Annotated in this window: 18 protein-coding genes; 7 read left to right on the top strand and 11 right to left on the bottom strand. The window is 39.8% G+C overall.

Translation table 11 applies throughout. From position 1 onward, the window contains the following. Positions 1-303 precede the first annotated feature (303 nt). Positions 304-1,539, top strand: a complete 1,236-nt coding sequence (locus I6F44_RS12195) for a TMEM143 family protein (RefSeq protein WP_197173849.1) — start codon at positions 304-306, stop codon at positions 1,537-1,539. 86 nt (positions 1,540-1,625) lie between these two features. Here I6F44_RS12195 and I6F44_RS12190 read toward each other — a convergent pair whose 3' ends face one another. The 5 genes from I6F44_RS12190 to I6F44_RS12170 all read right to left on the bottom strand — a co-directional run bounded on the left by I6F44_RS12190 (position 1,626) and on the right by I6F44_RS12170 (position 8,647). Further along, positions 1,626-4,772, bottom strand: a complete 3,147-nt coding sequence (locus tag I6F44_RS12190; protein WP_197173848.1) for an efflux RND transporter permease subunit — start codon at positions 4,770-4,772, stop codon at positions 1,626-1,628. A gap of 8 nt (positions 4,773-4,780) precedes the next feature. Then, a complete protein-coding gene (locus I6F44_RS12185; RefSeq protein ID WP_197173847.1) occupies positions 4,781-6,028 on the bottom strand; it encodes an efflux RND transporter periplasmic adaptor subunit in 1,248 nt (415 codons plus the stop codon). After that, positions 6,025-7,278, bottom strand: a complete 1,254-nt coding sequence (locus tag I6F44_RS12180) for a TolC family protein (RefSeq protein WP_197173846.1) — start codon at positions 7,276-7,278, stop codon at positions 6,025-6,027. Before I6F44_RS12180 ends, I6F44_RS12185 begins: the two co-directional genes overlap by 4 nt. Before the next feature lie 149 nt (positions 7,279-7,427). Next, complete coding sequence (locus I6F44_RS12175) at positions 7,428-7,748, bottom strand: hypothetical protein (RefSeq protein ID WP_008135125.1); 321 nt, start codon at positions 7,746-7,748, stop codon at positions 7,428-7,430. A gap of 80 nt (positions 7,749-7,828) precedes the next feature. Beyond that, complete coding sequence (locus tag I6F44_RS12170; RefSeq protein ID WP_024594100.1) at positions 7,829-8,647, bottom strand: AraC family transcriptional regulator; 819 nt, start codon at positions 8,645-8,647, stop codon at positions 7,829-7,831. A gap of 112 nt (positions 8,648-8,759) precedes the next feature. On the opposite strand from I6F44_RS12170, the gene I6F44_RS12165 reads away from it, so the two are divergent. Beyond that, positions 8,760-11,846: a beta-galactosidase gene (locus tag I6F44_RS12165; protein WP_197173845.1), complete on the top strand. Its 3,087-nt coding sequence runs from the start codon at positions 8,760-8,762 to the stop codon at positions 11,844-11,846. 61 nt (positions 11,847-11,907) lie between these two features. On the opposite strand, the gene I6F44_RS12160 is transcribed toward I6F44_RS12165, so the two are convergent. Together I6F44_RS12160 and I6F44_RS12155 are read right to left on the bottom strand one after the other, a co-directional pair. Continuing rightward, a complete protein-coding gene (locus I6F44_RS12160) occupies positions 11,908-12,354 on the bottom strand; it encodes a DoxX family protein (RefSeq protein ID WP_165743284.1) in 447 nt (148 codons plus the stop codon). A 217-nt stretch (positions 12,355-12,571) separates the two neighbouring features. Then, positions 12,572-13,717: an iron-containing alcohol dehydrogenase gene (locus tag I6F44_RS12155; protein WP_007587207.1), complete on the bottom strand. Its 1,146-nt coding sequence runs from the start codon at positions 13,715-13,717 to the stop codon at positions 12,572-12,574. Positions 13,718-13,901: 184 nt separating this feature from the next. On the opposite strand from I6F44_RS12155, the gene I6F44_RS12150 reads away from it, so the two are divergent. Continuing rightward, positions 13,902-14,786 (top strand): AraC family transcriptional regulator, encoded by an 885-nt coding sequence (locus I6F44_RS12150; protein WP_024594102.1) that lies wholly within the window; start codon positions 13,902-13,904, stop codon positions 14,784-14,786. Between the two features lie 22 nt (positions 14,787-14,808). On the opposite strand, the gene I6F44_RS12145 is transcribed toward I6F44_RS12150, so the two are convergent. Together I6F44_RS12145 and I6F44_RS12140 are read right to left on the bottom strand one after the other, a co-directional pair. After that, the gene (locus I6F44_RS12145; protein WP_197173844.1) at positions 14,809-15,627 is read right to left on the bottom strand and encodes a hypothetical protein; all 819 of its coding nucleotides are present in this window, start codon (positions 15,625-15,627) and stop codon (positions 14,809-14,811) included. Between the two features lie 193 nt (positions 15,628-15,820). After that, the gene (locus I6F44_RS12140) at positions 15,821-16,240 is read right to left on the bottom strand and encodes a VOC family protein (RefSeq protein ID WP_007587216.1); all 420 of its coding nucleotides are present in this window, start codon (positions 16,238-16,240) and stop codon (positions 15,821-15,823) included. Positions 16,241-16,513: 273 nt separating this feature from the next. Here I6F44_RS12140 and I6F44_RS12135 point away from each other — a divergent pair, with 273 nt between their 5' ends. The 4 genes from I6F44_RS12135 (at position 16,514) to I6F44_RS12120 (ending at position 19,775) form a co-directional block, all read left to right on the top strand. Then, complete coding sequence (locus I6F44_RS12135) at positions 16,514-16,819, top strand: hypothetical protein (protein WP_166378174.1); 306 nt, start codon at positions 16,514-16,516, stop codon at positions 16,817-16,819. After that, on the top strand, positions 16,816-17,205 hold the full coding sequence (locus I6F44_RS12130) for a hypothetical protein (protein ID WP_007587227.1): 390 nt from the start codon (positions 16,816-16,818) through the stop codon (positions 17,203-17,205). Before I6F44_RS12135 ends, I6F44_RS12130 begins: the two co-directional genes overlap by 4 nt. Positions 17,206-17,374: 169 nt before the next feature. Then, on the top strand, positions 17,375-17,857 hold the full coding sequence (locus I6F44_RS12125; protein ID WP_024589733.1) for a DUF3015 domain-containing protein: 483 nt from the start codon (positions 17,375-17,377) through the stop codon (positions 17,855-17,857). A 79-nt stretch (positions 17,858-17,936) separates the two neighbouring features. Next, on the top strand, positions 17,937-19,775 hold the full coding sequence (locus I6F44_RS12120; protein ID WP_197173843.1) for an Lnb N-terminal periplasmic domain-containing protein: 1,839 nt from the start codon (positions 17,937-17,939) through the stop codon (positions 19,773-19,775). A gap of 11 nt (positions 19,776-19,786) precedes the next feature. Here the strand turns inward: I6F44_RS12120 and I6F44_RS12115 are convergent, their stop codons facing one another. Together I6F44_RS12115 and I6F44_RS12110 are read right to left on the bottom strand one after the other, a co-directional pair. Next, positions 19,787-20,608, bottom strand: a complete 822-nt coding sequence (locus I6F44_RS12115; protein WP_024605805.1) for a sterol desaturase family protein — start codon at positions 20,606-20,608, stop codon at positions 19,787-19,789. Then, positions 20,605-21,051, bottom strand: a complete 447-nt coding sequence (locus tag I6F44_RS12110) for an SRPBCC family protein (RefSeq protein WP_197173842.1) — start codon at positions 21,049-21,051, stop codon at positions 20,605-20,607. Before I6F44_RS12110 ends, I6F44_RS12115 begins: the two co-directional genes overlap by 4 nt. Positions 21,052-21,056 lie beyond the last annotated feature (5 nt).

Below are 21,056 nucleotides of genomic sequence, written 5' to 3'. Positions count from 1 at the left end.
TGTACTTAATGTTTTTCTTAAGTACCTACCTATGACATCCATGTAGGCAACAAAGAGTTAATCGTCCCTAGAAAGAACCCAGAGGGCAGCGCATGTTTGGTATTTATGCTGCGTTATCGCCTTATTTATGGGGAATAACCACACTACATAGGCTCTGCCTTGCCTAAAAACCAAACACACAGCTGCAAATTCAACCACCAATGATCAATACGCCCTACTGCATTAACAAATTAGTAATATCCATAAGAATATTTTATTATGTGCCCATGCAGTTAGATTCCCTATCACAGTAGTTATTAATTTATGCAAAGTGCGCGTTTTATTCCCTTTAGAAAGCAAGATATTGTTGATATGTGTAGCGAAGAGCTTAAAAGCAGTACACAAAAAACATCGTTTAAACAATTTTGCGATTTACTAGCAAGCCTTATTCATTACGATTACCACTCAACACTTGAGTCACTTAAAAACAACTACGCCCCTTTTGATCCCAACAGTGACACGCGATCGTTAGCGCCAGTATCGGCGGATCAAAAAGCGCAGTGCCAACATGAGTTTGCTAAAGATTTTGCTAAGGTGCTTAATGCCGCTAATTTTGAAGTGATCACCAATGAAGACTTACAAGATGCATTAAACGAAGAGTCACTATTTAAGGTGCGCCTTGAAGTTGAATTTGACGACTTTGAAGAAGTGGTTTTTTATCGCCGTGGCGAGTCGCAACTCACTGAAACCATTACCAGCTTTTGGGGCTTGCGTAAAAAGCCGCTGCACTTTACTAATTACGACCGTGTTGCCGTGTTTATTCGCTTTAAAGACAGCGCTTATTTTGAAACTAAAAATAAAACGCCAATGGGATTTGAGCCAAGCTCAACCATAGTAAAGCTGTTTCAAAATGTGCCAAAGGCCGATCTCGAAATGCTATTTCCTAATAGCGAAGTACGCATGCGCCCTATTGATAAAGCAATTATTGGCTCATCGGCTTTAGTTGGCGGTGCAGTGGTACTTATAACTAAACTTGGCGCATCAATCGTATTATTGCTTGCTTTGTTTGCTTTTTGGGGTGGTTTTAGAAGTGAAGCTGTAGAAATGACCCAACAACATTTTATTACCTTTGCTATTGGCATGGGAGTATTTGGCAGCTTTATTTTTAAAGAATGGAGTAAGTTTAAAAACCGTAAAATTAAATTTATGAAAGCGCTTAGCAATAACCTCTACTTTAAAAACCTTGATAATAACGCGGGTGTTTTTCACACGCTTATTGACGCTGCCGAAGAAGAAGACATAAAAGAAGCCCTGCTTGCGTATACCTTTTTACTAAAATCAGAAAGCGGCTTAACCGCCCAAACGCTTGATGAACAAATAGAGCATTGGTTTAAAAGCAAATACCAGTGCGATCTTGATTTTGAAATTAGCGACGCACTTGAAAAGCTGGTACGTATGCGTTTGGTAACGTGCACTAGTGATGTGTATAGCGCAATAAATTTAGAACACGCAAAAACGATATTAGATGAGCGTTGGGATAATCTGTTTCAATATAATTAATGTAGTATTTTTGCTAAATAATACCCAAATAAAAAAGCAGCTGTAAGTACAGCTGCTTTTTTTATTACATTATCAATAGCTAGTATTTAAACTAATTCAGCTTCTGCTTTTTTAGTAAATTTAGAATGTACTAACTTATAAAGCGCGGGCAAAATTAACAGTGTTAGTAGAGTTGATGAAATAATCCCGCCAACCACTACTGTCGCGAGAGGTTTTTGCATTTCAGAACCCGTTCCCGAATTAAGCGCCATAGGTATAAAGCCTAAACTTGCCACCAGCGCAGTCATCAATACTGGGCGCAGGCGCTGTAATGCACCGCTGTGAATTGCATCAAACAAGCTTAAACCATCGCTTCGTAATTGCTTAATAAACGACAGCATAACCACGCCGTTTAATACCGCGACACCGCTTAGGGCAATAAAGCCGACACCCGCTGATATTGAAAGCGGCATATCGCGCAGCAATAACGCAAGCACACCACCCGTTAATGCCAGTGGCACACCACTAAATATAATCAATGAATCACGAAGCGATCCAAAGGCGCTATACAGTAAGCCAAATATAAGCAGTAAAGTGACCGGCACAACCAACGACAATCGCTTACTTGCCGATTGTAGCTGCTCAAACGTGCCGCCGTATTCAAGCCAATAGCCACTTGGTAAATTAAGTGATTCATTCATGCTCGCTTGCGCATCACTTACAAAGCTTGCTAAATCGCGCCCCTCTACATTGGCAGTTACTACTACATTGCGCTTACCACTTTCGCGGTTTATTTGATTAGGCCCTTTTTCAATGCTGATTGTTGCTACTTCGCCAAGCGGTACAAATGCAAGTTCTGGGTTACTATCTTTAGGTAAAGCAACTGGCAAACGAGCAAGTGCTGATACATCGCTAGACCAACGCTTATCAAGGCGCACTAATAACGAAAAACGTTTATCACCTTCGTAAATTAGTCCGGTTTGCACACCACCAACAGCGGCGGCAAGTGTTTGTTGAATATCGTTTACACTTAAACCCAATAACGCCATATGGTCGCGCATTGGTGTTACCGAAAGTGTTGGCAATCCTTCCATTTGCTCCAAACGTACATCGGTAGCGCCTGCAATATTACGCATTAGCCCTGTGGCTTTTTCGCCAAACTCTTTAAGTACGCTTAAGTCGTCACCATAAATACGCAGTGCCACATCGGCGCGCACGCCAGCAATTAACTCGTTAAAGCGCATTTCTATTGGTTGTGTAAATTCGTAATTATTACCCGGTACATCGTTAACACGGGTACGAATTTGCTGAACCAATTCTGCTTTAGTAAGTGCTGGATTAGGCCACTCATCTTGCGGTTTGAGTATTAAAAAGGTGTCGGCCACATTAGGCGGCATAGGATCGCTTGCTACATCGGCAGTACCAATTTTTGAAAATACGTTAGCAACCTCAGGCTGATCTAATATGGCTTGCTCAAGCTCTTTTTGCATTTGCACAGATTGCTCAATACCGGTGCCAGTAATGCGCAGCGCGTGCATAGCAATATCGCCCTCATCAAGTTTTGGTAAAAATTCTGCGCCCATGTTTTTAACTTTAAAACCAAGCACCAATACTAATGCAGTGGCTATACCCACCATCAACCACGGTAATTTAAGCGATATACCAAGTAATGGCTTATACACTTTTTTAACGCCGCGCATGACTGCGTTTTCGGTTTCATCAACCTTACCGCGAACAAACACTGCAATAGCAGCCGGTACAAATGTAACGCCAAATATAAGCGCGCCAATTAACGCCGCAACTACAGTAAACGCCATTGGCTGAAACATTTTGCCTTCAACGCCGCTTAGTGCAAATAAAGGTAAGTAAACCAGCATAATAATAACAATACCAAATACAGCCGGTGTAAATACTTCTTTGGTGGCTGCGGTCACTACATTTAAACGCTCGTTTAAAGTAAGTAGCCTGCCATGTTTATGCTGAGCTACACCGAGTTGGCGCAGGCAGTTTTCAACTACAATTACAGCACCATCAACAATTAAACCAAAGTCGATTGCGCCTAGGCTCATTAGGTTACCCGATACGCGATTACCTACCATACCTGTAACGGCAAACAACATACTCAACGGAATAACCATTGCCGTAATAAGCGCGCCCGTTACATTACCCAGCAGTAATAGCAAAATTACTATCACTAAAATGGCACCTTCAAATAAGTTGGTTTGCACGGTTGCTATGGTTTTATCAACAAGAGTAGTACGGTCGTAAACTGCCTCAACAATAACGCCAGCGGGTAAGCTTTTTTGCACATCAATTAACTTATCAGCCATAGCTTTTGCCACTACGCGGCTGTTTTCGCCAATTAGCATCATGGCGGTGCCGAGCACGGTTTCTTCGCCGTTATAAGTGGCCGCGCCGGTTCTAAGCTCTTTGCCTAAAAGCACGTTAGCCACATCTTTAATGCGTACAGGTGCATCGTCGCGCTTAGCTATAACGGTATTGGCTATGTCTTCTAGCGTTTTAAGCTGCCCAGGCGAGCGTACTAAATATTGCCCGTCAAAGCGCTCAATATAACCTGCGCCTCGGTTACTGTTATTAACCTCAAGTGCACTAATTACATCGCTAATAGTAAGCTTATAGGCAATGAGTTTTTCGGGCACTGGCGCTACTTGGTATTGGCGCTCAAAACCACCTTGGCTGTTTATTTCGGTAACGCCTTTTACTTTTAAAAGCTGCGGACGAATAACCCAATCTTGCAAAGTGCGTAAGTCTTCGGCGTTGTAAGCAGTGCCATCTTCTTTTAACGCATTAGGCGCGGCGTGCACACTATAAGTAAATATTTCGCCTAAACCACTGGCAATAGGACCCAAGTTTGGCTCTACGTTATTAGGTAAGTCGGAGCGAATACTTTGAATACGCTCACCAATTTGCTGACGCGCCCAATAAATATCGGTGCCTTCATTAAAAATAACCGTTACTTGCGAAAGCCCATAACGCGAAAGCGAACGGGTGTAATCAAGCTTAGGTATGCCCGCCATGGCGGTTTCTACCAAATAAGTAATGCGTTGCTCTACCTCTAATGGCGTAAAACCCTGCGCTTTGGTATTAATTTGCACTTGTACGTTTGTTATATCGGGTACTGCGTCTACTGCTAAATTTTGAATGTTGTATACACCAAATCCAGCAAATAAAAATGTAAGCGCAAGCACCAGCATGCGGCGTTTAACCGCAAAAGAAACTATCCAATTAATCATGGTGCCTCCTAGTGAGCGTGGCTTGCGCCGCTTTTTAAAATATCAGCTTTAATGACATAACTATTGTCTGTTACGTATTCGCTACCTGCGTTTAAGCCTGTAAGTACTTCTACCCACTCGCTATTTTTTGCACCTAAGGTAACGGGGCGCACTTCAAATACATTATTTTTACGAACAAACACACTGGGTTGACCGTTAAATTCTTGAATTGCTTGTGGCTTTACACGCACGCTGGCATTTATTTTAGCCACACTTACATCGCTATTTATATGCATGCCTGGGCGCCAATGCCCGTCTGGGTTATTAAGCTCTATACGGGCACGCGCTATGTGCCCGCCAGTCATCATTGGGGCTATAAAAAACACTTTGCCTTGCGTATTTAAATGGTGATGCAAGTCGTACACTTTAGCGCTTTGACCAATGGCTAGTTTTTCAATGTTTTCAGGAAAAGCCGATAACTCAACCCATACTTTATCAAGGTTAACTACCTGCATTAGTGCGCTGGTGCTTGCAAGCTCGCCACGCTTTAAGTATTGCTCGGTTACAACGCCACTAATTGGGCTTTTAATAGGGTAGTTTTGCAGTGTTTCCCGGTTGGTTACATTGGCAAGTACTTCGCCTTTTTTAACGTTTTGACCAATGCTTACAAAAATATCACTGATCAATCCTGTATACGGCGCCATTACTTCTACCGTGCCATGTTGTGTTGGTGCAATAACGCCAAAAAGCGTATCGGTAATATCCACTTCACCACTTTGCGCTATCTCGGTTTTAATACCTGCGCGCTCAATAGCTCGCTCTGTTAGCGTAGTTTGCCCTTCGTGTTGATCGTATTCATAGCTAATGCTCTCGCCTTTATAATTAGCAGTAACGGCAAGTGCAAACGAATGCGGTTCGTTAATTGATTGCGTGCTCACAAGGTAGTCGCCCTCAGCTGCAAACTGTATATTTTGCGGCGCTTCAACTAAGCGCTTTAAACTCATTGTTATGTTTAAGTCGTTTATATTAATTGGCTTATTCTGTTTATAGCCGTATACGCGCAGCTCAACATTACCTGCAAATTCTTGCAATTTAAGCTCAAGGGTTAATTTAGGATCAGTTAATAAAAAGCCGCCGTGTGGACCTTGCTTTTGCTCGTCTTGTTCTGTTTCTTTATGACCTGACTCGCCATGCTCAGCAGAGGCAAATGCATGTGTACTTACAAAGCTGCTGGCAAACGAAAGTGATACTAGTAATGCGATTATATTTTTATTCATGATTGATGAGTCTCAATTAAAGATTGGCCTGTTAAACGCTCAAGAGTAAGTAGCACTTGGTACAGCTCTGCGTGAGTGGTAATAAGTGTGCGTTTAGAATCAAAAAGTGCTTGTTGAGCATCAAGCAATTGCAACACCGAAATTTGTCCGCGTTGATAACTTTTTAAGCTTTGCTCAATCAATGTTTGTGCCTGAGGAATAATTTGATCAGATAATAGCTTTGCCTGATTAGCTCGACCTTGATAATAAGCGTACAAAGTACGTACTTGCTGGCGTAGCTGGATGCGCAATTGCCCTTGCTGCTCATTTAAAAGCATGAGCTGACTATTTGCAGCTGCAATATTTCCGCTATTTGAATTACTTAATTGCAGTGGCATAGAAAACGAAAACACTAATGAGCTGGAGTCGCTTTGTTGGTTATAGCGCACGCCTCCCCCTACATTAATATCGGTTTGTCCGTTTGCTTTTTGCAGTGTTAAATTAGCTGTTTGCTGTAAATATTGCTGTTGTAATAATGCAAATTCAGGGGCTTGGTTAACCGCATCTAAAAGTGCTTGCGCTGATTTAAGCGCAGTAATTGCATTAATATTGCCAGCAAAAGTATCGTAGGATTGCTCCTCACTCCACAGCTCGTTAAGCGATAAACTTGCTCGCTCAAATTCACTATTAAGCATGGCTTTATCAAGCTCTACTTGGCTAAGTGCATAACGCATGCGCGTTACATCAGCTTGCGACGCAGCACCCGCATTAGCTCTTTGTTCAATCGCTTTAAGCGCTTGAGTAACTACCTGTTTACGTTCACTATTTAAACTTAATAATGTTTGAAATTTAAGCCCTTGGTAGTATCGCTCAGCAGTGGTTGCTAATAAGGCTAAACGGGTATTTTGATACTGTATTGCTTGGGCTTTAATATTGGCGGTTGCGTAATTAATACGGCTTTGGCGCTTATCGCCCAGCTCTATTAGTTGGCTAAGCCCAAGTGTTATTTCAGCGCCTTGAATGCCACGCGCCTTGTTTGTGCCCAGTAAGTTTTCAGCTTCAATATTCAATACAGGATTAGGCGAAAGAGCAGCTTGAGATTTAAGCGCACTCAATATTTTTTGATGATACGGGTAGCGTTTTAATACCAGATTTTGTTGTTCGGTATTACTCAGTGCCTGCTTAAGGGTTAATGTTTTAACATTCGCCAAAGTACTAAAAGCAGGTAGCGCGCACATTAGCGCCACCAGCATAATTGGTTTTTTATTCATATAGCGTGTCCGTTTTTTAACAAACAGAGTTAACTTAATCACTACGCCTATTTTAAAAACAAGCGCGATCAAGCAACCTAAATATGTAAATAACTAGCCTAATAGCGCACAAGCGCAGGCAGTTTTTACAAAGTATTTAAAATTAAAAGCTAGCTATAAAAATTTGGTGGCGGTACATCTGGCGGGTAATTTAACCCGTTATAGCACGCAGGCGAAGTTGCTTTACTTTGCTCTGGACTTATTGAATGGCTAGAGGTGCTGTTGTAGCCACAATGGCAATGTTGGTGGGCATGAATCTCGGTAGTTGATGTCTTATCGCTTTGGTTATCATCGGCTGTGGAGTCGCCTTGCGATAACGAACTGGTTACGTGATCAACGTCTTCTTGCAAATGATACGCAGCACCATCACAGCTAATAAAGCTATGTACAAGCACTAATAATATCACTATTAAAAAACGGTTTGAGCGCATTACCTACCTAAAACTCTAAAATGCAATTTAAGAAATCGCACAATACCTTAAATTTATTCAAATGTAGAGAGCCGCTAACGTTATTTTCTAAATTCGCTTGGCGACACACCTACCGACTTCTTAAAACGTTTGGAAAAATTAAAAATATTAGAGTACCCCACATAACTTGCCACATGCGAAATTGGCCAAGCCGTGTTTAACAGTAAGTTTTTAGCTCGCTCAATGCGTAAATAAATAAGTTGTTGTATTGGGCTTTTACCAAATTGGGCTTGGCATAAACGGTGTAAATGCGGCGATGAATAATGCACATGTTCGCACATTACCTCTATTGTCCAATCAAACTGCAAGCGCTTGTCTACCTCTTCAAACAGACTAATTAAACGGTTATGCGCCGCACCCTGTGAGTTATTTTGCAGCGTAGCATTTAAGTAATGACTTAAAATAGGCGTTACGCTTTCGCGTAAATTAGCATTAGGCTCGCTGTATAAAAGCTCCATAGCAAGGTGTAACGGTTCAAGTTTTTGCTCGGTTAGTACCAGTGCTTGCGCTAAGTTTAAATGCTGCCAACGTTTAGTATTTGCAAGGTTTAACCAAATAACATCCCAATGTTCAGCATCAATTTTCACTTCAAAGCTTTGCTTTGCTGGTAGCACAATAAGTGTATTGGCATTAAGTGTATACTGCTCATTTTGTGTTGTTAATTTACCCTGCCCTGCAAGCGTATAAAAAAGTGTATGTTCTAGCGGTGCTGAGCGTGCTACGCAATAACGACCCGATAGGTTTGAGCAACCCGCAAGTGCTATTTCAAGGTTTGCCATTTGCGCGAGCGTTTGTGAATCAATAAAGCGCTCTATACAACGCGGACCAATATCGAGTATGTCTTTAATGTTATAGCGCATAATTACAATGATAGTTTTGGACAAATAAAGGAGAGCTTTAAGCATAACCCCTGCGATTATTTTTAGCTATATTTAGCGCATTATAATTGCCCGCTTATGCAATAGGATAAACATGACCTCTTTACAGCACATAATTAATCGCCGAGATTGGGAAAACCCAATTTCAGTACAAGTTAATCAAGTAAAAGCGCACAGCCCACTCAATGGTTTTAAAAGCGTTGAACATGCTCGCACCAATACACAGCCACAAAAACAGTGTTTAAATGGGCAATGGGACTTTAAATTATTTGATAAACCCGAAGCGGTTGATGAGTCATTGCTAAGTGAAACACTAAACAGCAACTGGCAAAGTATTACAGTGCCTTCTAACTGGCAATTACACGGCTTTGATAAACCTATTTACTGTAATGTTAAGTACCCATTTGCAGTTAACCCGCCTTTTGTACCAAGCGACAACCCTACAGGCTGTTACCGCACTGAATTTAATATAAGCGAAAGTCAGCTAACTCAGCGTAATCATATTATTTTTGAAGGCGTTAACTCGGCGTTTCACCTGTGGTGTAACGGACAGTGGGTGGGTTATTCACAAGATAGCCGTTTACCGAGCGAGTTTGATTTAAGCGAACTGTTAGTTGCAGGCACTAACCGTATTGCCGTTATGGTTATTCGTTGGAGCGATGGCAGTTATTTAGAAGATCAGGACATGTGGTGGCTAAGCGGTATTTTTCGCGATGTTAACTTACTTACAAAACCACAAAACCAAATACGTGATGTGTTTATAACCCCCGATTTAGACGCTTGCTATCGCGATGCAGCACTACATATAAAAACGGCGATTAATGCGCCGAATAACTACCAAGTAGCAGTGCAAATTTTTGATGATAAAACACCACTATGTGAGCCACAAATTCAAAGTACTAACAATAAACGTGTTGATGAAAAAGGTGGCTGGAGCGATGTTGTATTTCAAACAATTGATATACAAAGCCCTAAAAAATGGACCGCCGAAACCCCGTACTTATACCGCTGCGTTGTAAGTCTGCTTGATGAGCATGGCAATACCGTCGATGTTGAAGCCTACGACATTGGCTTTAGAAAAGTAGAAATGCTTAACGGGCAACTGTGTGTAAACGGCAAGCCGCTACTTATTCGCGGTGTTAACCGCCACGAACACCACCCAGAAAACGGTCATGCAGTTACTACCGCCGATATGATTGAAGATATTAAGCTGATGAAGCAAAATAACTTTAACGCCGTGCGTACTGCTCACTACCCTAATCATCCCCGTTTTTATGAGCTATGTGACCAGCTAGGTTTATACGTAGTTGATGAAGCAAATATAGAAACCCATGGCATGTTTCCTATGGGCAGGCTTGCAAGCGATCCGCAGTGGGCTGGTGCATTTATGTCGCGTTATACACAAATGGTTGAGCGCGATAAAAACCACGCCTCAATTATTATTTGGTCACTGGGTAACGAATGCGGGCATGGTGCAAATCATGATGCTATGTACGGTTGGTCAAAAATCTTTGACCCTTCGCGCCCTGTGCAATACGAAGGTGGCGGCGCAAACACAACGGCTACCGACATTATTTGCCCTATGTACTCCCGTGTAGATACCGATATTAAAGACGATGCGGTACCTAAATACTCTATTAAAAAGTGGCTAAGCCTACCAGGTGAAACTCGCCCGCTTATTTTATGTGAATACGCCCATGCAATGGGTAACAGCCTAGGTAGCTTTGACGATTACTGGCAAGCATTTAGAGAATACCCACGCCTGCAAGGCGGCTTTATTTGGGATTGGGTAGATCAAGGTTTATCTAAAACAGACGAAAACGGCAAGCATTATTGGGCTTACGGCGGCGACTTTGGTGATGAACTAAATGACCGTCAATTTTGTATAAACGGGTTATTGTTCCCAGACCGTACGCCGCACCCTAGCCTGTTTGAAGCTAAATACAGCCAGCAACATTTACAATTTACATTGCGTGAGCAAAATCAAAACCAATACACCATTGATGTATTTAGCGATTACGTATTTAGACATACCGATAACGAAAAGCTTATTTGGCAGTTAATGCAAAATGGCATCTGTGTTGAGCAAGGCGAGCATGTACTTAATATTGCTCCGCAAAGTACACACACGTTAACTATTAAAACTGAAACAGCGTTTGAGCAAGGTGCGCAATATTACCTTAATTTAGATGTAGCATTAGTTAACGACTCACACTTTGCAAACGCTAATCACGTTATGGATTCAGAGCAGTTTAAGCTTATAAATAGTAACAATTTAAGCAGTAAGTTATTTGTATCATCATCTGAGCAAAACGCTATAAGTGTTAGCGAAACCGACTCTCAACTAAGTATTGAAAACGATAAATTTAAACTGATTTTTAATCAACAATCAGGGCTTATAGAGCAGTGGTTACAAAACGATACTCAGGTTATTAGTAGCCCACTGGTTGATAACTTTTATCGTGCCCCACTTGATAACGACATTGGTGTAAGCGAAGTAGACAATCTAGACCCCAATGCATGGGAGGCTCGTTGGTTACGTGCAGGTATAGGGCAATGGCAGCGCACATGCAGCTCAATTCACGCAGTGCAATCAAGCGTTGATGTACGTATTACTTGTGTATTTAATTACGAATTTAATGGCGTGCTACAGGCTCAAACACAGTGGCTATATACACTAAATAATACCGGCAATATTAGCTTAAATATTGACGTGCACTTAAACGATACTCTGCCACCAATGCCGCGTATAGGGCTAAGCACAACACTTAACAAGCAAAGCGATACAAAAGTAAACTGGCTAGGTTTAGGGCCTTTTGAAAACTACCCAGATCGCAAAGCCGCCGCACGTTTAGGTTATTACAGTTTGTGCTTAAATGAGCTACATACACCGTATATATTCCCAACTGATAATGGCCTGCGTAGCGATTGCCAATTGCTGAGTATTAATAACTTAACCGTAACTGGCGCGTTTTTGTTTGCAGCCAGCGAGTATTCGCAAAGTACGCTAACGCAAGCAAAACACACTAACGAACTAATTGCTGATGATTGCGTACATGTACACATTGATCATCAACATATGGGTGTAGGTGGCGATGATTCATGGAGCCCAAGTACTCATAAAGAGTATTTACTTGAGCAAAAGCAGTACAGTTATTCTTTAACTTTTTCAGCTAAATAATTTAGTAGTTAACCTACAAAAATAGCGGCCAAATTGGCCGCTATTCTTCAATTAATAAACTCTATTTATTAGCTAGTTTTTTAGCTAATACGTTATCAAGCGAAAAGCTTCCCGCTCCTTGAATTGCTAAAACTACAGTTACTACAAGTAACGTTAATGCGTATTCGTAGCCATTGTTTGCCATAAATAAGCCATTACTAATATGTACGCTAAAAATAGCAATCAGCAAAGTAAAGCCGGCAACTACAGCAGCTGGGCGAGTTAACAAACCAATTGCTAATGCAATGCCACCAAAAAACTCAGCGCTACCTGCCATCATTGCTAACCAATAGCCAGGCTCTAAACCAATACTCGCCATCCATTGACCTGTACCTTCAAGCCCGTAACCGCCAAACCAAGCAAATAGTTTTTGTGCACCATGCGCCGCTAAAATAAGGCCAACTGGTACTCGTAAAATTAATGCTGCTACGCCTGCTTTTGAGCTAAGTAATGTGTTTAGTAATTTCATGAGTTTAGTCCTGTTTTAATTTATTTAATCGTTAGATTTTTCCTAACCGTTGAGCACAGTTTACTATCATCATTAAAAAACATTAATACAGACTTTATTGGTTAATTAGCAACACAGTATTTATAATAAACCATAAAAAAACCGCCAACCTAAAGGTCGACGGTTTTTTATTAACGCTAAAACTTAGTATATTTAAGTAAGCGCTTAGCTTTGAAAATTAAGCAACTGCTTGCTCTAAAATTTCGCGGCTTTCTTTAAGCGTAATAGCTTGGTTTTCACCAAGTGCCAGCATGCCGTGTGCTTCAAGTTTGCCAATAATATTGTCAATAGCAGCGGCTTTATCATCGCCATGCTCAGTAAGCTGGGTCGCTACGTCAAGGCTGTGGTAAAACGCTTCGATTGCTAAAATTGTTTTCTCAGCTAAATCGTCAGATTGCTCAAGACCAAATACGTTTTTACCCATTTGCTCTAGTTTTGCTTTTTTAACTGCAAATTGGTTGCGTAGTAAAGAAGGCTGAACAATAGCAAGTGAACGAGCATGATCAACGCCGTAAGCGGCTGTAAGCTCGTGGCCAATCATGTGTGTTGCCCAATCTTGCGATACACCAGAACCAATCAAACCATTAAGTGCTTGGTTAGCTGCCCACATAAGGTTTGCACGCCATGCGTCGTCTTGGTTTTCAAAGTTATCGCCCAGTGTTTTAAGCGTTCTTAAAAGTGCCTCTGCGTAACCTTCTTGAACCAATGCTGTTTCAGGGAATGTTAGGTACTGCTCACAGGTATGAACCCATGCATCTACTAATCCATTCACAAGTTGGCGCTGTGGTAATGTTTTCATTACATCAGGGTCCATAATCGCAAATTTAGGAAGTACTTCTGGTGATGCAAACGGTAGTTTTTGCTTTGTTGCTTCTTTGCTCACAACTGAGTTTTGGTTAGACTCTGAACCCGTTGCAGGCAATGTTAATATTGCACCAATTGGTAATGCGCTAGTAATAGTGTGCTTACCAGTAGGAATATCCCAACCTTCGCCATCATAAACTGCAGATGCTGCAATGTATTTAACGCCGTCGATTACTGAACCGCCGCCTACACCTAGTACAAAGTCGATGCCTTGTTCTTTACAAATTTTTACTGCTTGGTCTAGTACTTCTATAGTTGGGTTAGCGCCAACACCCGAAAACTCAACCCAGTCAAAGCCTTCAAGTGCTGCTGCAACTTGGTCGTACACGCCGTTCTTTTTAATTGAACCGCCGCCGTACACTACAAGTACTTTTTGATCCTTTGCGATCAAATCAGTTAGTGAGGCAATTTGTTCTTGGCCGAACTGGATAAGTGTTGGGTTTACGTAGCTAAATTTCATTATTTTGCTCCTAGGTGACGGTTAAATACTAAATATAATGCTTAGTTACTAACTAAGCTAAACTTCAATGAGTGCATATTAGTGGCAAAACAAACATAAAAAAAGCCCAATAACTCGCAAAAGCTTGCCTAAAACTGTCAAGATTGATATTTTACGCAAAATTCGTACGATAGTAGAAGTTTTAATGTCCTCAATAGCCAACATGATGCAAAAATTTGCAGAGCACAATAATTTACTTAACTTTGAAGGCAACATGGAAACCATTATTCCAGGTGTGTATTTTCATCGTGCAAGTAAAAGCTCGCCGCGCCAGCCACTTATATATAACTCAGGTATTATTATTGTTGGGCAAGGACATAAGATAATTCATTTTCCTGATCATCAAATAAAATATGGTGAAGGCGACTACCTTGTTTTAGGTGTACCAGTGCCACTTGAATGCGAAGCTTTTACCGATAACAACCAGCCTGTTATGGGTATTGTTATAGATATAAACCCGGTAATGTTACATAAATTAGTAAACCAAATTGGTACACATAAGCCATTCACCACTGGGCAAATGAGTGGCGTTCAATCGGCTAAAATAGATGGCGCAATGGAGCAAGTAACCCACCGTTTACTTAGCGTGCTTAATAACCCCATTGAGGCTGACGTTTTTGGCGAAGATATAGTAAAAGAATTGGTATATCGTGTACTTTGTGGTCCACAAGGACATACTTTAATAGGGCTTGCTATGCATGATGGGCATTATGCGCGTATCGCCCGTACGCTCTCAACTATGCACAGTAGTTATGCCAATCAAATTACAGTTGAGGGGTTGGCTGAAGATGTAAACATGAGCGTATCGTCGTTCCATCGTGCTTTTAGGCAAGTAACGTTTGAGTCACCTTTGCAGTATTTAAAAAAAGTACGCTTAGCTAAAGCTAAAGAGCTTATAACCAGTAGTGGAAGCAAAGCCAACGAAGCTGCATTAAAGGTTGGCTATACCAGCCCATCGCAATTTAGCCGCGAATTTAAACGCCACTTTAATAAAACCCCCAGTGAAATGTTAATTCAACTACATAACTAGGTAATGGCTTTAGATATGTAAGTTAACCGAGCGAGTCAATCTTAAGCACTGCTTTTTTGGTGTTTAGCATAGCTTGCTTGGTAAATTGGCGATTAATAAATTGGCTAAAAATAATAGTAAATAACGTTGAGAAAATGGCAGCTGTTGCGTACACCTGCCAAATCATAAAGTTATGTTTTAACATAAACGCAATCACCGCAAAAAATACACATCCACCTAATGAACCAATAATACCGCCATTAAGAATTTTAAACGTTGAGGCTTGTTTGTCACTAAAATGGGCAACACTGCCCATTACCGCCAAAATAACCGAAAAGGTAGATATTAACCCGCTCCATGCAGACCCTATATGCTGCGATATAAACGTAACAAGCACGATAAAGCTCGTCACTAATATCATTTTTACCGGAAGCTCCCAGCGGGCATTTAATGGTTTTGCATCAACTGATATATTTAGCTTTGTAGAGATAATAGTTAAACCGAGTAAAATACAAAGCGAAACCACACTCGCCACAATAATATTCACTGGTAAAAATAAAGTAATAACGCTAAATACACACCAAATACTCAACGCTGTAAAAAGCGATTTAAGCATTCCAAACCTTCGTGATACAACCAAGTAACTAAAACAAAATAAGCCTATACCGCTCATACCATAAAGAGAGGCCACCGCTGAGTTAGCTGCAAATAATTTACCTTGCTCTAATGCTATAAAATAAGAAATAGGCCCAGAGGTAATAGGCAAGCCAGGAATTATGCCGCTAACAAAACTACCAAAGCGTTTTTGGGCGAATGTTATTAGTAAAATAAGCAAAGGTGCAATTATGAGTTTAAGCAGCATAAATAACAATAAAGTATGAGAGTTGAAATTAAGTCTACGTGTCTATACCTACATTGTAGAGTGAATAAAAATCATGCATGTATTGTAATTTTTTTCACCTGTAAATATTAACTAATTTATCAAAACACTGATTAATAGTTATAAAAAAACCACTTATTAAAGTGGTTTTTTAGCTTAACTTAAACAACAGCATTTATACTTTTTTAAATAAAACCTCTGGGTTTACCATGGTTTTCATTTCAAGCACATTGCCATTTGGATCTTCAATAAAAAACGTTTCTTGCTCAAACTCATCACCAATAAATCGGCGGTATGGTTTATCTAAGTATTCAATACCCGCATCTTCAATACGTATTTTTAACCCGTTAAATTCATCTTCAGATAAGTGAATCCCAAAGTGAGGTACTGCCACAGCTCCCATATCTACATCATGGCGAACTGTTGGTAAGCGCTCAACACTCTGGTGCAAGGTAAGTTCATTACCCCAAAAATCTATATCTACCCAGCGACCTTCTTCACTGTTACCCGTTTTACAGCCTAGTACGTCACAATAAAACGCTTTAGCCACTTTTAAATCGCCAGCCGGAATAGCCAGATGTAAACAGTTAGACATAAATAACCCTTGGTTAACACTTTAATACATTAAATTATCGCCATTATACATAACTTGTGATTTATAGAACATTAACAGCGGCACTATTAAGCATATTTAATACCTAAAAGCCGTTTAAAAAACACGCTTTTAAAGTTTGTAATTACTTATAACATTTATTTGTTAGAGAGTATTAGAAAGCGCAAAAGGATTAGTTTAAAATGCGCCGCTATGATTAAATTCTTATTTTTAAAATTCATCACTTTCTTTTTAGGCTTTGTAGCTTGCTTTGCTATGCACACTACTTTTGCATTACCTTTAGTGATTTCTGCTGCGCTAACGGGGCTTATTGGCTCGTTTATTCCTTTTCCTGCACATTATAAAAACCATCCGTATGCTGCAATTTATGCTGGTAGCTTTGCAGGCATGTGTTCAACTCATTTAATTACCAGTTACTGGGAAATTGCTATTATTTCGCTTATTGGCTCAAGTTTGTATGTGCTTACTATAAATATGTTTACAGGTTTTGGTGGCAAGCTTGGCAGTGTTGCCTTTGCAAGCGTGGCACTTTTTGTATTAGCCAAAGGAATTGTATTATGAGTATTGAATACCCATTACTTGTACTGCTTGGGGCTTTTTTAACATTTTATTTAGCTAAGCATAGTCGCTTTGACGGGGTTAGAGCGTCGTCTTCACTTTCTATTATTGCTTATTTAATTTTTAGCGCCTTAAATTTGAACCCCGATTTATACGCAATTGTATTTTTTGGCGGCACATTCATAGGTATGAGCGCCCCACATCGATTTGGTATTTATACTGTAGCAAGCTCATCTATTTTGTTTTCAATCTTATTTGAATTCCTTGTACCAAAACTTGACGGCTATGGCGGTGCATTGGGTATTAGTGCATTTTTATCTGTATGTATTTGCCATACTTGTATTTTATTAGGTGCCCCAAGAAGTAAAAAACCGCCACCAGTTCAATAAAAAGTGGAAACTAGGCTGATTTTTATCCTGACATTAACTTTAATATATTTAAAAATTAGAGTGTAAAATATTCATGTTTTAGCCTGTTCCTTTTTTCTGCAAGTCTGTTAGAATCTTCCGCGAACTTTATTTACCCTAAATAAAGACAATCATATATGGATTTATGAAAATGAAAAAACTAATCGCAGTAGCAGCTCTATCTTTACTTCCTTTCTCAAACGCAATGGCTGACCAAGATATTGGTTGTGGTCTTGGTTCTATGTTATTTGCTGGTCAGCAAGGTAAAGGCGTTAAAATTTTAGGCGCTACAACAAATGGTACATCTGGTAACCAAACTTTTGGTATCACTTTTGGTACTCTTGGTTGTGATGGTACTGGTACAGTAACTTCTTCAGAAAAAATTGCTTTATTCATTGACGGTAACATGGAGCAACTTGCTCGTGATATGTCAAAAGGTGAAGGCGAAACTTTAGCTACTCTAGCTGAAGCTTGGGGTGTTGCAGATCAAGATAAAGCAGCGTTCAATAAGCTTGCTCAAGCACAGTTTTCTTCAGTATTTACTTCTGAAAACGTGACTTCACAAACAGTTTTAGAAAACCTAAACACTGTTCTTGCAAGTAACGCACAACTTGCTTCTTATACTCTTTCTTAATCAGCTAAATTAGCCGGTTTTATACGTATAAATAAAGCCGCTGGAGTATTTCTCTAGCGGCTTTTGTAATTTAGTGATTATGAAAAAAATATTATTTGGTTTACTGCTCGCTCTTTTTAGTACTTACTCAAACGCTCAAAGTATTGAAACAAATACATTAGCAACACACCCTTACTGGCTTAAATTAGGTCACTACCGCTTGGCCACATTAGGTGATTGGAAAAGTGAAGTAGACAGTGCTGAGTTTTTTTTATCTCCTACAGGTAAAACAAGCCCATATGACGAACTTAAAGCCACTATAGCTGCATTTAGTGGTAAAAATACTGACCCAAAAACAACACAATATCGTTGTCAGTTTCCTGCACGTTATAAATGGCTAAAAACAAAAATTAAAAATAACTGGCCCGAACTTAATTGCCCAGAACTACAGGCGTGGCAAAAAATAATAAACCCTAAAGGGGTTACGTTAGTTTTTCCAACTGCATTTATGAATAGCCCATCATCAATGTTTGGCCACACTTTACTTCGTATTGATGCAAAAGATCAGACTCGCCATAAAGAGTTGCTCGCATTTGCCGTTAACTTTGCAGCAGAGCCTGATGGCTCAGATAACGCAGCCGTGTACGCATTAAAAGGCTTGATTGGCAGCTACCCAGGTAAGTTTTCGCTTATGCCGTACTATAAAAAAGTACGCGAATATAATGATTTAGAATCTCGTGATATTTGGGAATACAAACTTAATTTATCAGAGCCACAGGTAGAGCTTATTTTATTGCACTTGTGGGAGCTACAATTAGCTACATTCGATTACTTTTTTATTGATGAAAACTGCTCTTACCAATTACTTGCATTATTACAACTTGCACAAGAGGACCTTGATTTAACATCGTCATTTAATATGCAAGCTATTCCATCAGATACCGTTGCAGTACTAAGAAATAACAACTTATTACAAACACCTAATTACCGCCCTGCTTTTGGTACTAAGCTATACCATTACTCTACTCAAATGACTGACGAACAACTTGATGATGCAAGAGAGTTAATGCAAGGTGGCTCCCTCAATACTCGTAATTACTCACAGTCGCAATTAGTCGCTATTTTAGAAATGGCGTATGAATGGTTAAATTTTGAATTTTACGATAAAGCATTAAATCGTAAAGAAATTGCCCCGCGACTAACTAAGCTACTCCTAATGCGCAGCAAATATAATGTAGCTTCGCCATTTACTAAGCCAAGCCGCCCTATTGCTTCCCCAGAGCAAGGTCATGGTTCTTCTAAAGTATCGCTAGGTAGGGTACAAAATAATAACCAAGCAAACCTTACAGATTTTGGTTATAGGCTTGCGTATCATGACTTACTAGATAGGCCTGAAGGTTTTATAGCGGGTGCACAAATTAGTTTTTTTGATTTGGAAGCCGCTATTACTGACGAAGGAAATGCAGATATTGAACATTTTTACTTATTAGATGCTATGTCGCTTGCACCCGATAACCGCGTATTTGATAGCTGGTCGTGGAACTTTAAAATGGGCTTTGACCGACAACCAAGTGACAATAAACGTTTAGGCCGCTTTTTTACAAAAGGAGGTTATGGTAAATCTTATGGCGATCCTAATAATGTACACGGCTATATTCTTGGTCAATTTGAGCTAAATACAGGCGATATAACCGACCAACTTAGTACAGGAATAGGCAGCGAAACCGGTGTAATTTGGCAAATAAACAATAACCATAAACTTGCTTTAACTGGCAATATATTATGGCTAACTGATAACGCAGCAAGTAAGCACAGCGAAATAGCTATAACATGGAATTACGCTGTTTCTCGCAATGTATCGCTGCGCAGCAAAGTACAGCATGCTCAATGGCATAGCCATAATTCATCAATGAGTTTAGCTATGCAGTTTTACTTTTAACTTTTTCAATATTATTTATATTTAATGCTACTTGTAGGGTAGCCAAATAGCACTCTACATTTAGCTTTTATTCCCGATGCCTTATAAACACTTTTCAATAAGTGCTCCCACTGATGAAACGTAATAACGACTGGGTTATTGCTATTAAGCTGCCCTATAATGCCGTATTTACAAGGCTTTGATTTATCTTCTTCTACAAAGGTGCCAAATAACTTATCCCAAATAATAAGTACACCTGCAAAGTTTTTATCAAGGTAGCCTGTATTTATTGCGTGATGAACTCGGTGATGCGAAGGCGTATTAAATACTTTTTCAAACCAGCCTAACTTACCCACTATTTGAGTATGTACAAAAAATTGATACGCCAAATTTAATGCAACCACGCTAAATACTGTTAGCGGTTCAAATCCAATTAAAATCATAGGTAGCCAAAACACCCACATACCGGCTACGGGGTACATTAAGCTTTGCCTAAATGCGGTGGTGAAATTCATTTTAGTTGAGCTGTGGTGCACCACATGTGCAGCCCACAACCAATGAATATGATGCGATGCTTTATGAAACCAATAATACAAAAAATCTTGCAGTAAAAATGCAAATGCAATACTTAATACACTCACTTCAATATCAAACAATCTATAGTCATACAACCAATTAAATAAAGGCATTAACAGCAGTAACGCAATAGCATCTGCGCCTTGGTGTAATAGCGCTAACACTGTATTTGCTAGGCTATCTTTTATGTCGTAATAGCGCTTAAACTTAATAAACTCACAGCAAACAAATATCAAAAATAACGGGCTAAGAGCGAGCAAAATAATTTCTGAGTTCATGCTTTACCCGCCAAAAAATAATTATTTAAATTGTTTAACGCTTGGGTTATATCTTTTGTAATAGCATATTTAAGTAATGCATTTGGCATCCACCACGGAGCTGAGCAGCTTATGCAATAGTTAAGTTCGGTAACTAAAGTATTGATGTCTTTATTTGCAGTGAGGTATATATCGCCTCGATGATTAGCTACTGGTTTATCGCCTACTATTTGGTAACTGATCTGATTTTGATCGGCACTGATTATTTGCTCTGAAAAAGTTATTTTACATATTTTCACTTGCCTAACAGATCCTTTTCCGCCTTCTATTTGCCCTTCGTCTTGTGCTTGTAGCAGCGTAAATTTGGCATTAAAAAATCGATGCAACTGTTGATGATCCAATAGTGTGCTTATTATTTGTTTTGGCTGTGCATTAAGCGTTTGTTTTATTGTTATAAGTATCATTTTTA

Source organism: Pseudoalteromonas sp. NZS11_1 (assembly GCF_015864275.1).
GTDB lineage: Bacteria > Pseudomonadota > Gammaproteobacteria > Enterobacterales > Alteromonadaceae > Pseudoalteromonas > Pseudoalteromonas arctica.
Note: the sequence above shows the minus strand (reverse complement) of the source record. Positions and strands in the feature narration are given on the sequence as shown.

Excerpts from the sequence above, each read along its gene's own strand:
- I6F44_RS12125 (WP_024589733.1), top strand. The coding sequence starts at position 17,375 with ATGAAAAAACTAATCGCAGTAGCAGCTCTATCTTTACTTCCTTTCTCA.
- I6F44_RS12145 (WP_197173844.1), bottom strand. The coding sequence starts at position 15,627 with ATGCTGCTTAAACTCATAATTGCACCTTTGCTTATTTTACTAATAACA.
- I6F44_RS12120 (WP_197173843.1), top strand. The coding sequence starts at position 17,937 with ATGAAAAAAATATTATTTGGTTTACTGCTCGCTCTTTTTAGTACTTAC.
- I6F44_RS12160 (WP_165743284.1), bottom strand. The coding sequence starts at position 12,354 with ATGAAATTACTAAACACATTACTTAGCTCAAAAGCAGGCGTAGCAGCA.
- I6F44_RS12195 (WP_197173849.1), top strand. The coding sequence starts at position 304 with ATGCAAAGTGCGCGTTTTATTCCCTTTAGAAAGCAAGATATTGTTGAT.
- I6F44_RS12150 (WP_024594102.1), top strand. The coding sequence starts at position 13,902 with ATGTCCTCAATAGCCAACATGATGCAAAAATTTGCAGAGCACAATAAT.
- I6F44_RS12140 (WP_007587216.1), bottom strand. The coding sequence starts at position 16,240 with ATGTCTAACTGTTTACATCTGGCTATTCCGGCTGGCGATTTAAAAGTG.
- I6F44_RS12180 (WP_197173846.1), bottom strand. The coding sequence starts at position 7,278 with ATGAATAAAAAACCAATTATGCTGGTGGCGCTAATGTGCGCGCTACCT.
- I6F44_RS12135 (WP_166378174.1), top strand. The coding sequence starts at position 16,514 with ATGCACACTACTTTTGCATTACCTTTAGTGATTTCTGCTGCGCTAACG.
- I6F44_RS12170 (WP_024594100.1), bottom strand. The coding sequence starts at position 8,647 with ATGCGCTATAACATTAAAGACATACTCGATATTGGTCCGCGTTGTATA.
- I6F44_RS12165 (WP_197173845.1), top strand. The coding sequence starts at position 8,760 with ATGACCTCTTTACAGCACATAATTAATCGCCGAGATTGGGAAAACCCA.
- I6F44_RS12130 (WP_007587227.1), top strand. The coding sequence starts at position 16,816 with ATGAGTATTGAATACCCATTACTTGTACTGCTTGGGGCTTTTTTAACA.
- I6F44_RS12110 (WP_197173842.1), bottom strand. The coding sequence starts at position 21,051 with ATGATACTTATAACAATAAAACAAACGCTTAATGCACAGCCAAAACAA.
- I6F44_RS12185 (WP_197173847.1), bottom strand. The coding sequence starts at position 6,028 with ATGAATAAAAATATAATCGCATTACTAGTATCACTTTCGTTTGCCAGC.
- I6F44_RS12190 (WP_197173848.1), bottom strand. The coding sequence starts at position 4,772 with ATGATTAATTGGATAGTTTCTTTTGCGGTTAAACGCCGCATGCTGGTG.
- I6F44_RS12175 (WP_008135125.1), bottom strand. The coding sequence starts at position 7,748 with ATGCGCTCAAACCGTTTTTTAATAGTGATATTATTAGTGCTTGTACAT.
- I6F44_RS12155 (WP_007587207.1), bottom strand. The coding sequence starts at position 13,717 with ATGAAATTTAGCTACGTAAACCCAACACTTATCCAGTTCGGCCAAGAA.
- I6F44_RS12115 (WP_024605805.1), bottom strand. The coding sequence starts at position 20,608 with ATGAACTCAGAAATTATTTTGCTCGCTCTTAGCCCGTTATTTTTGATA.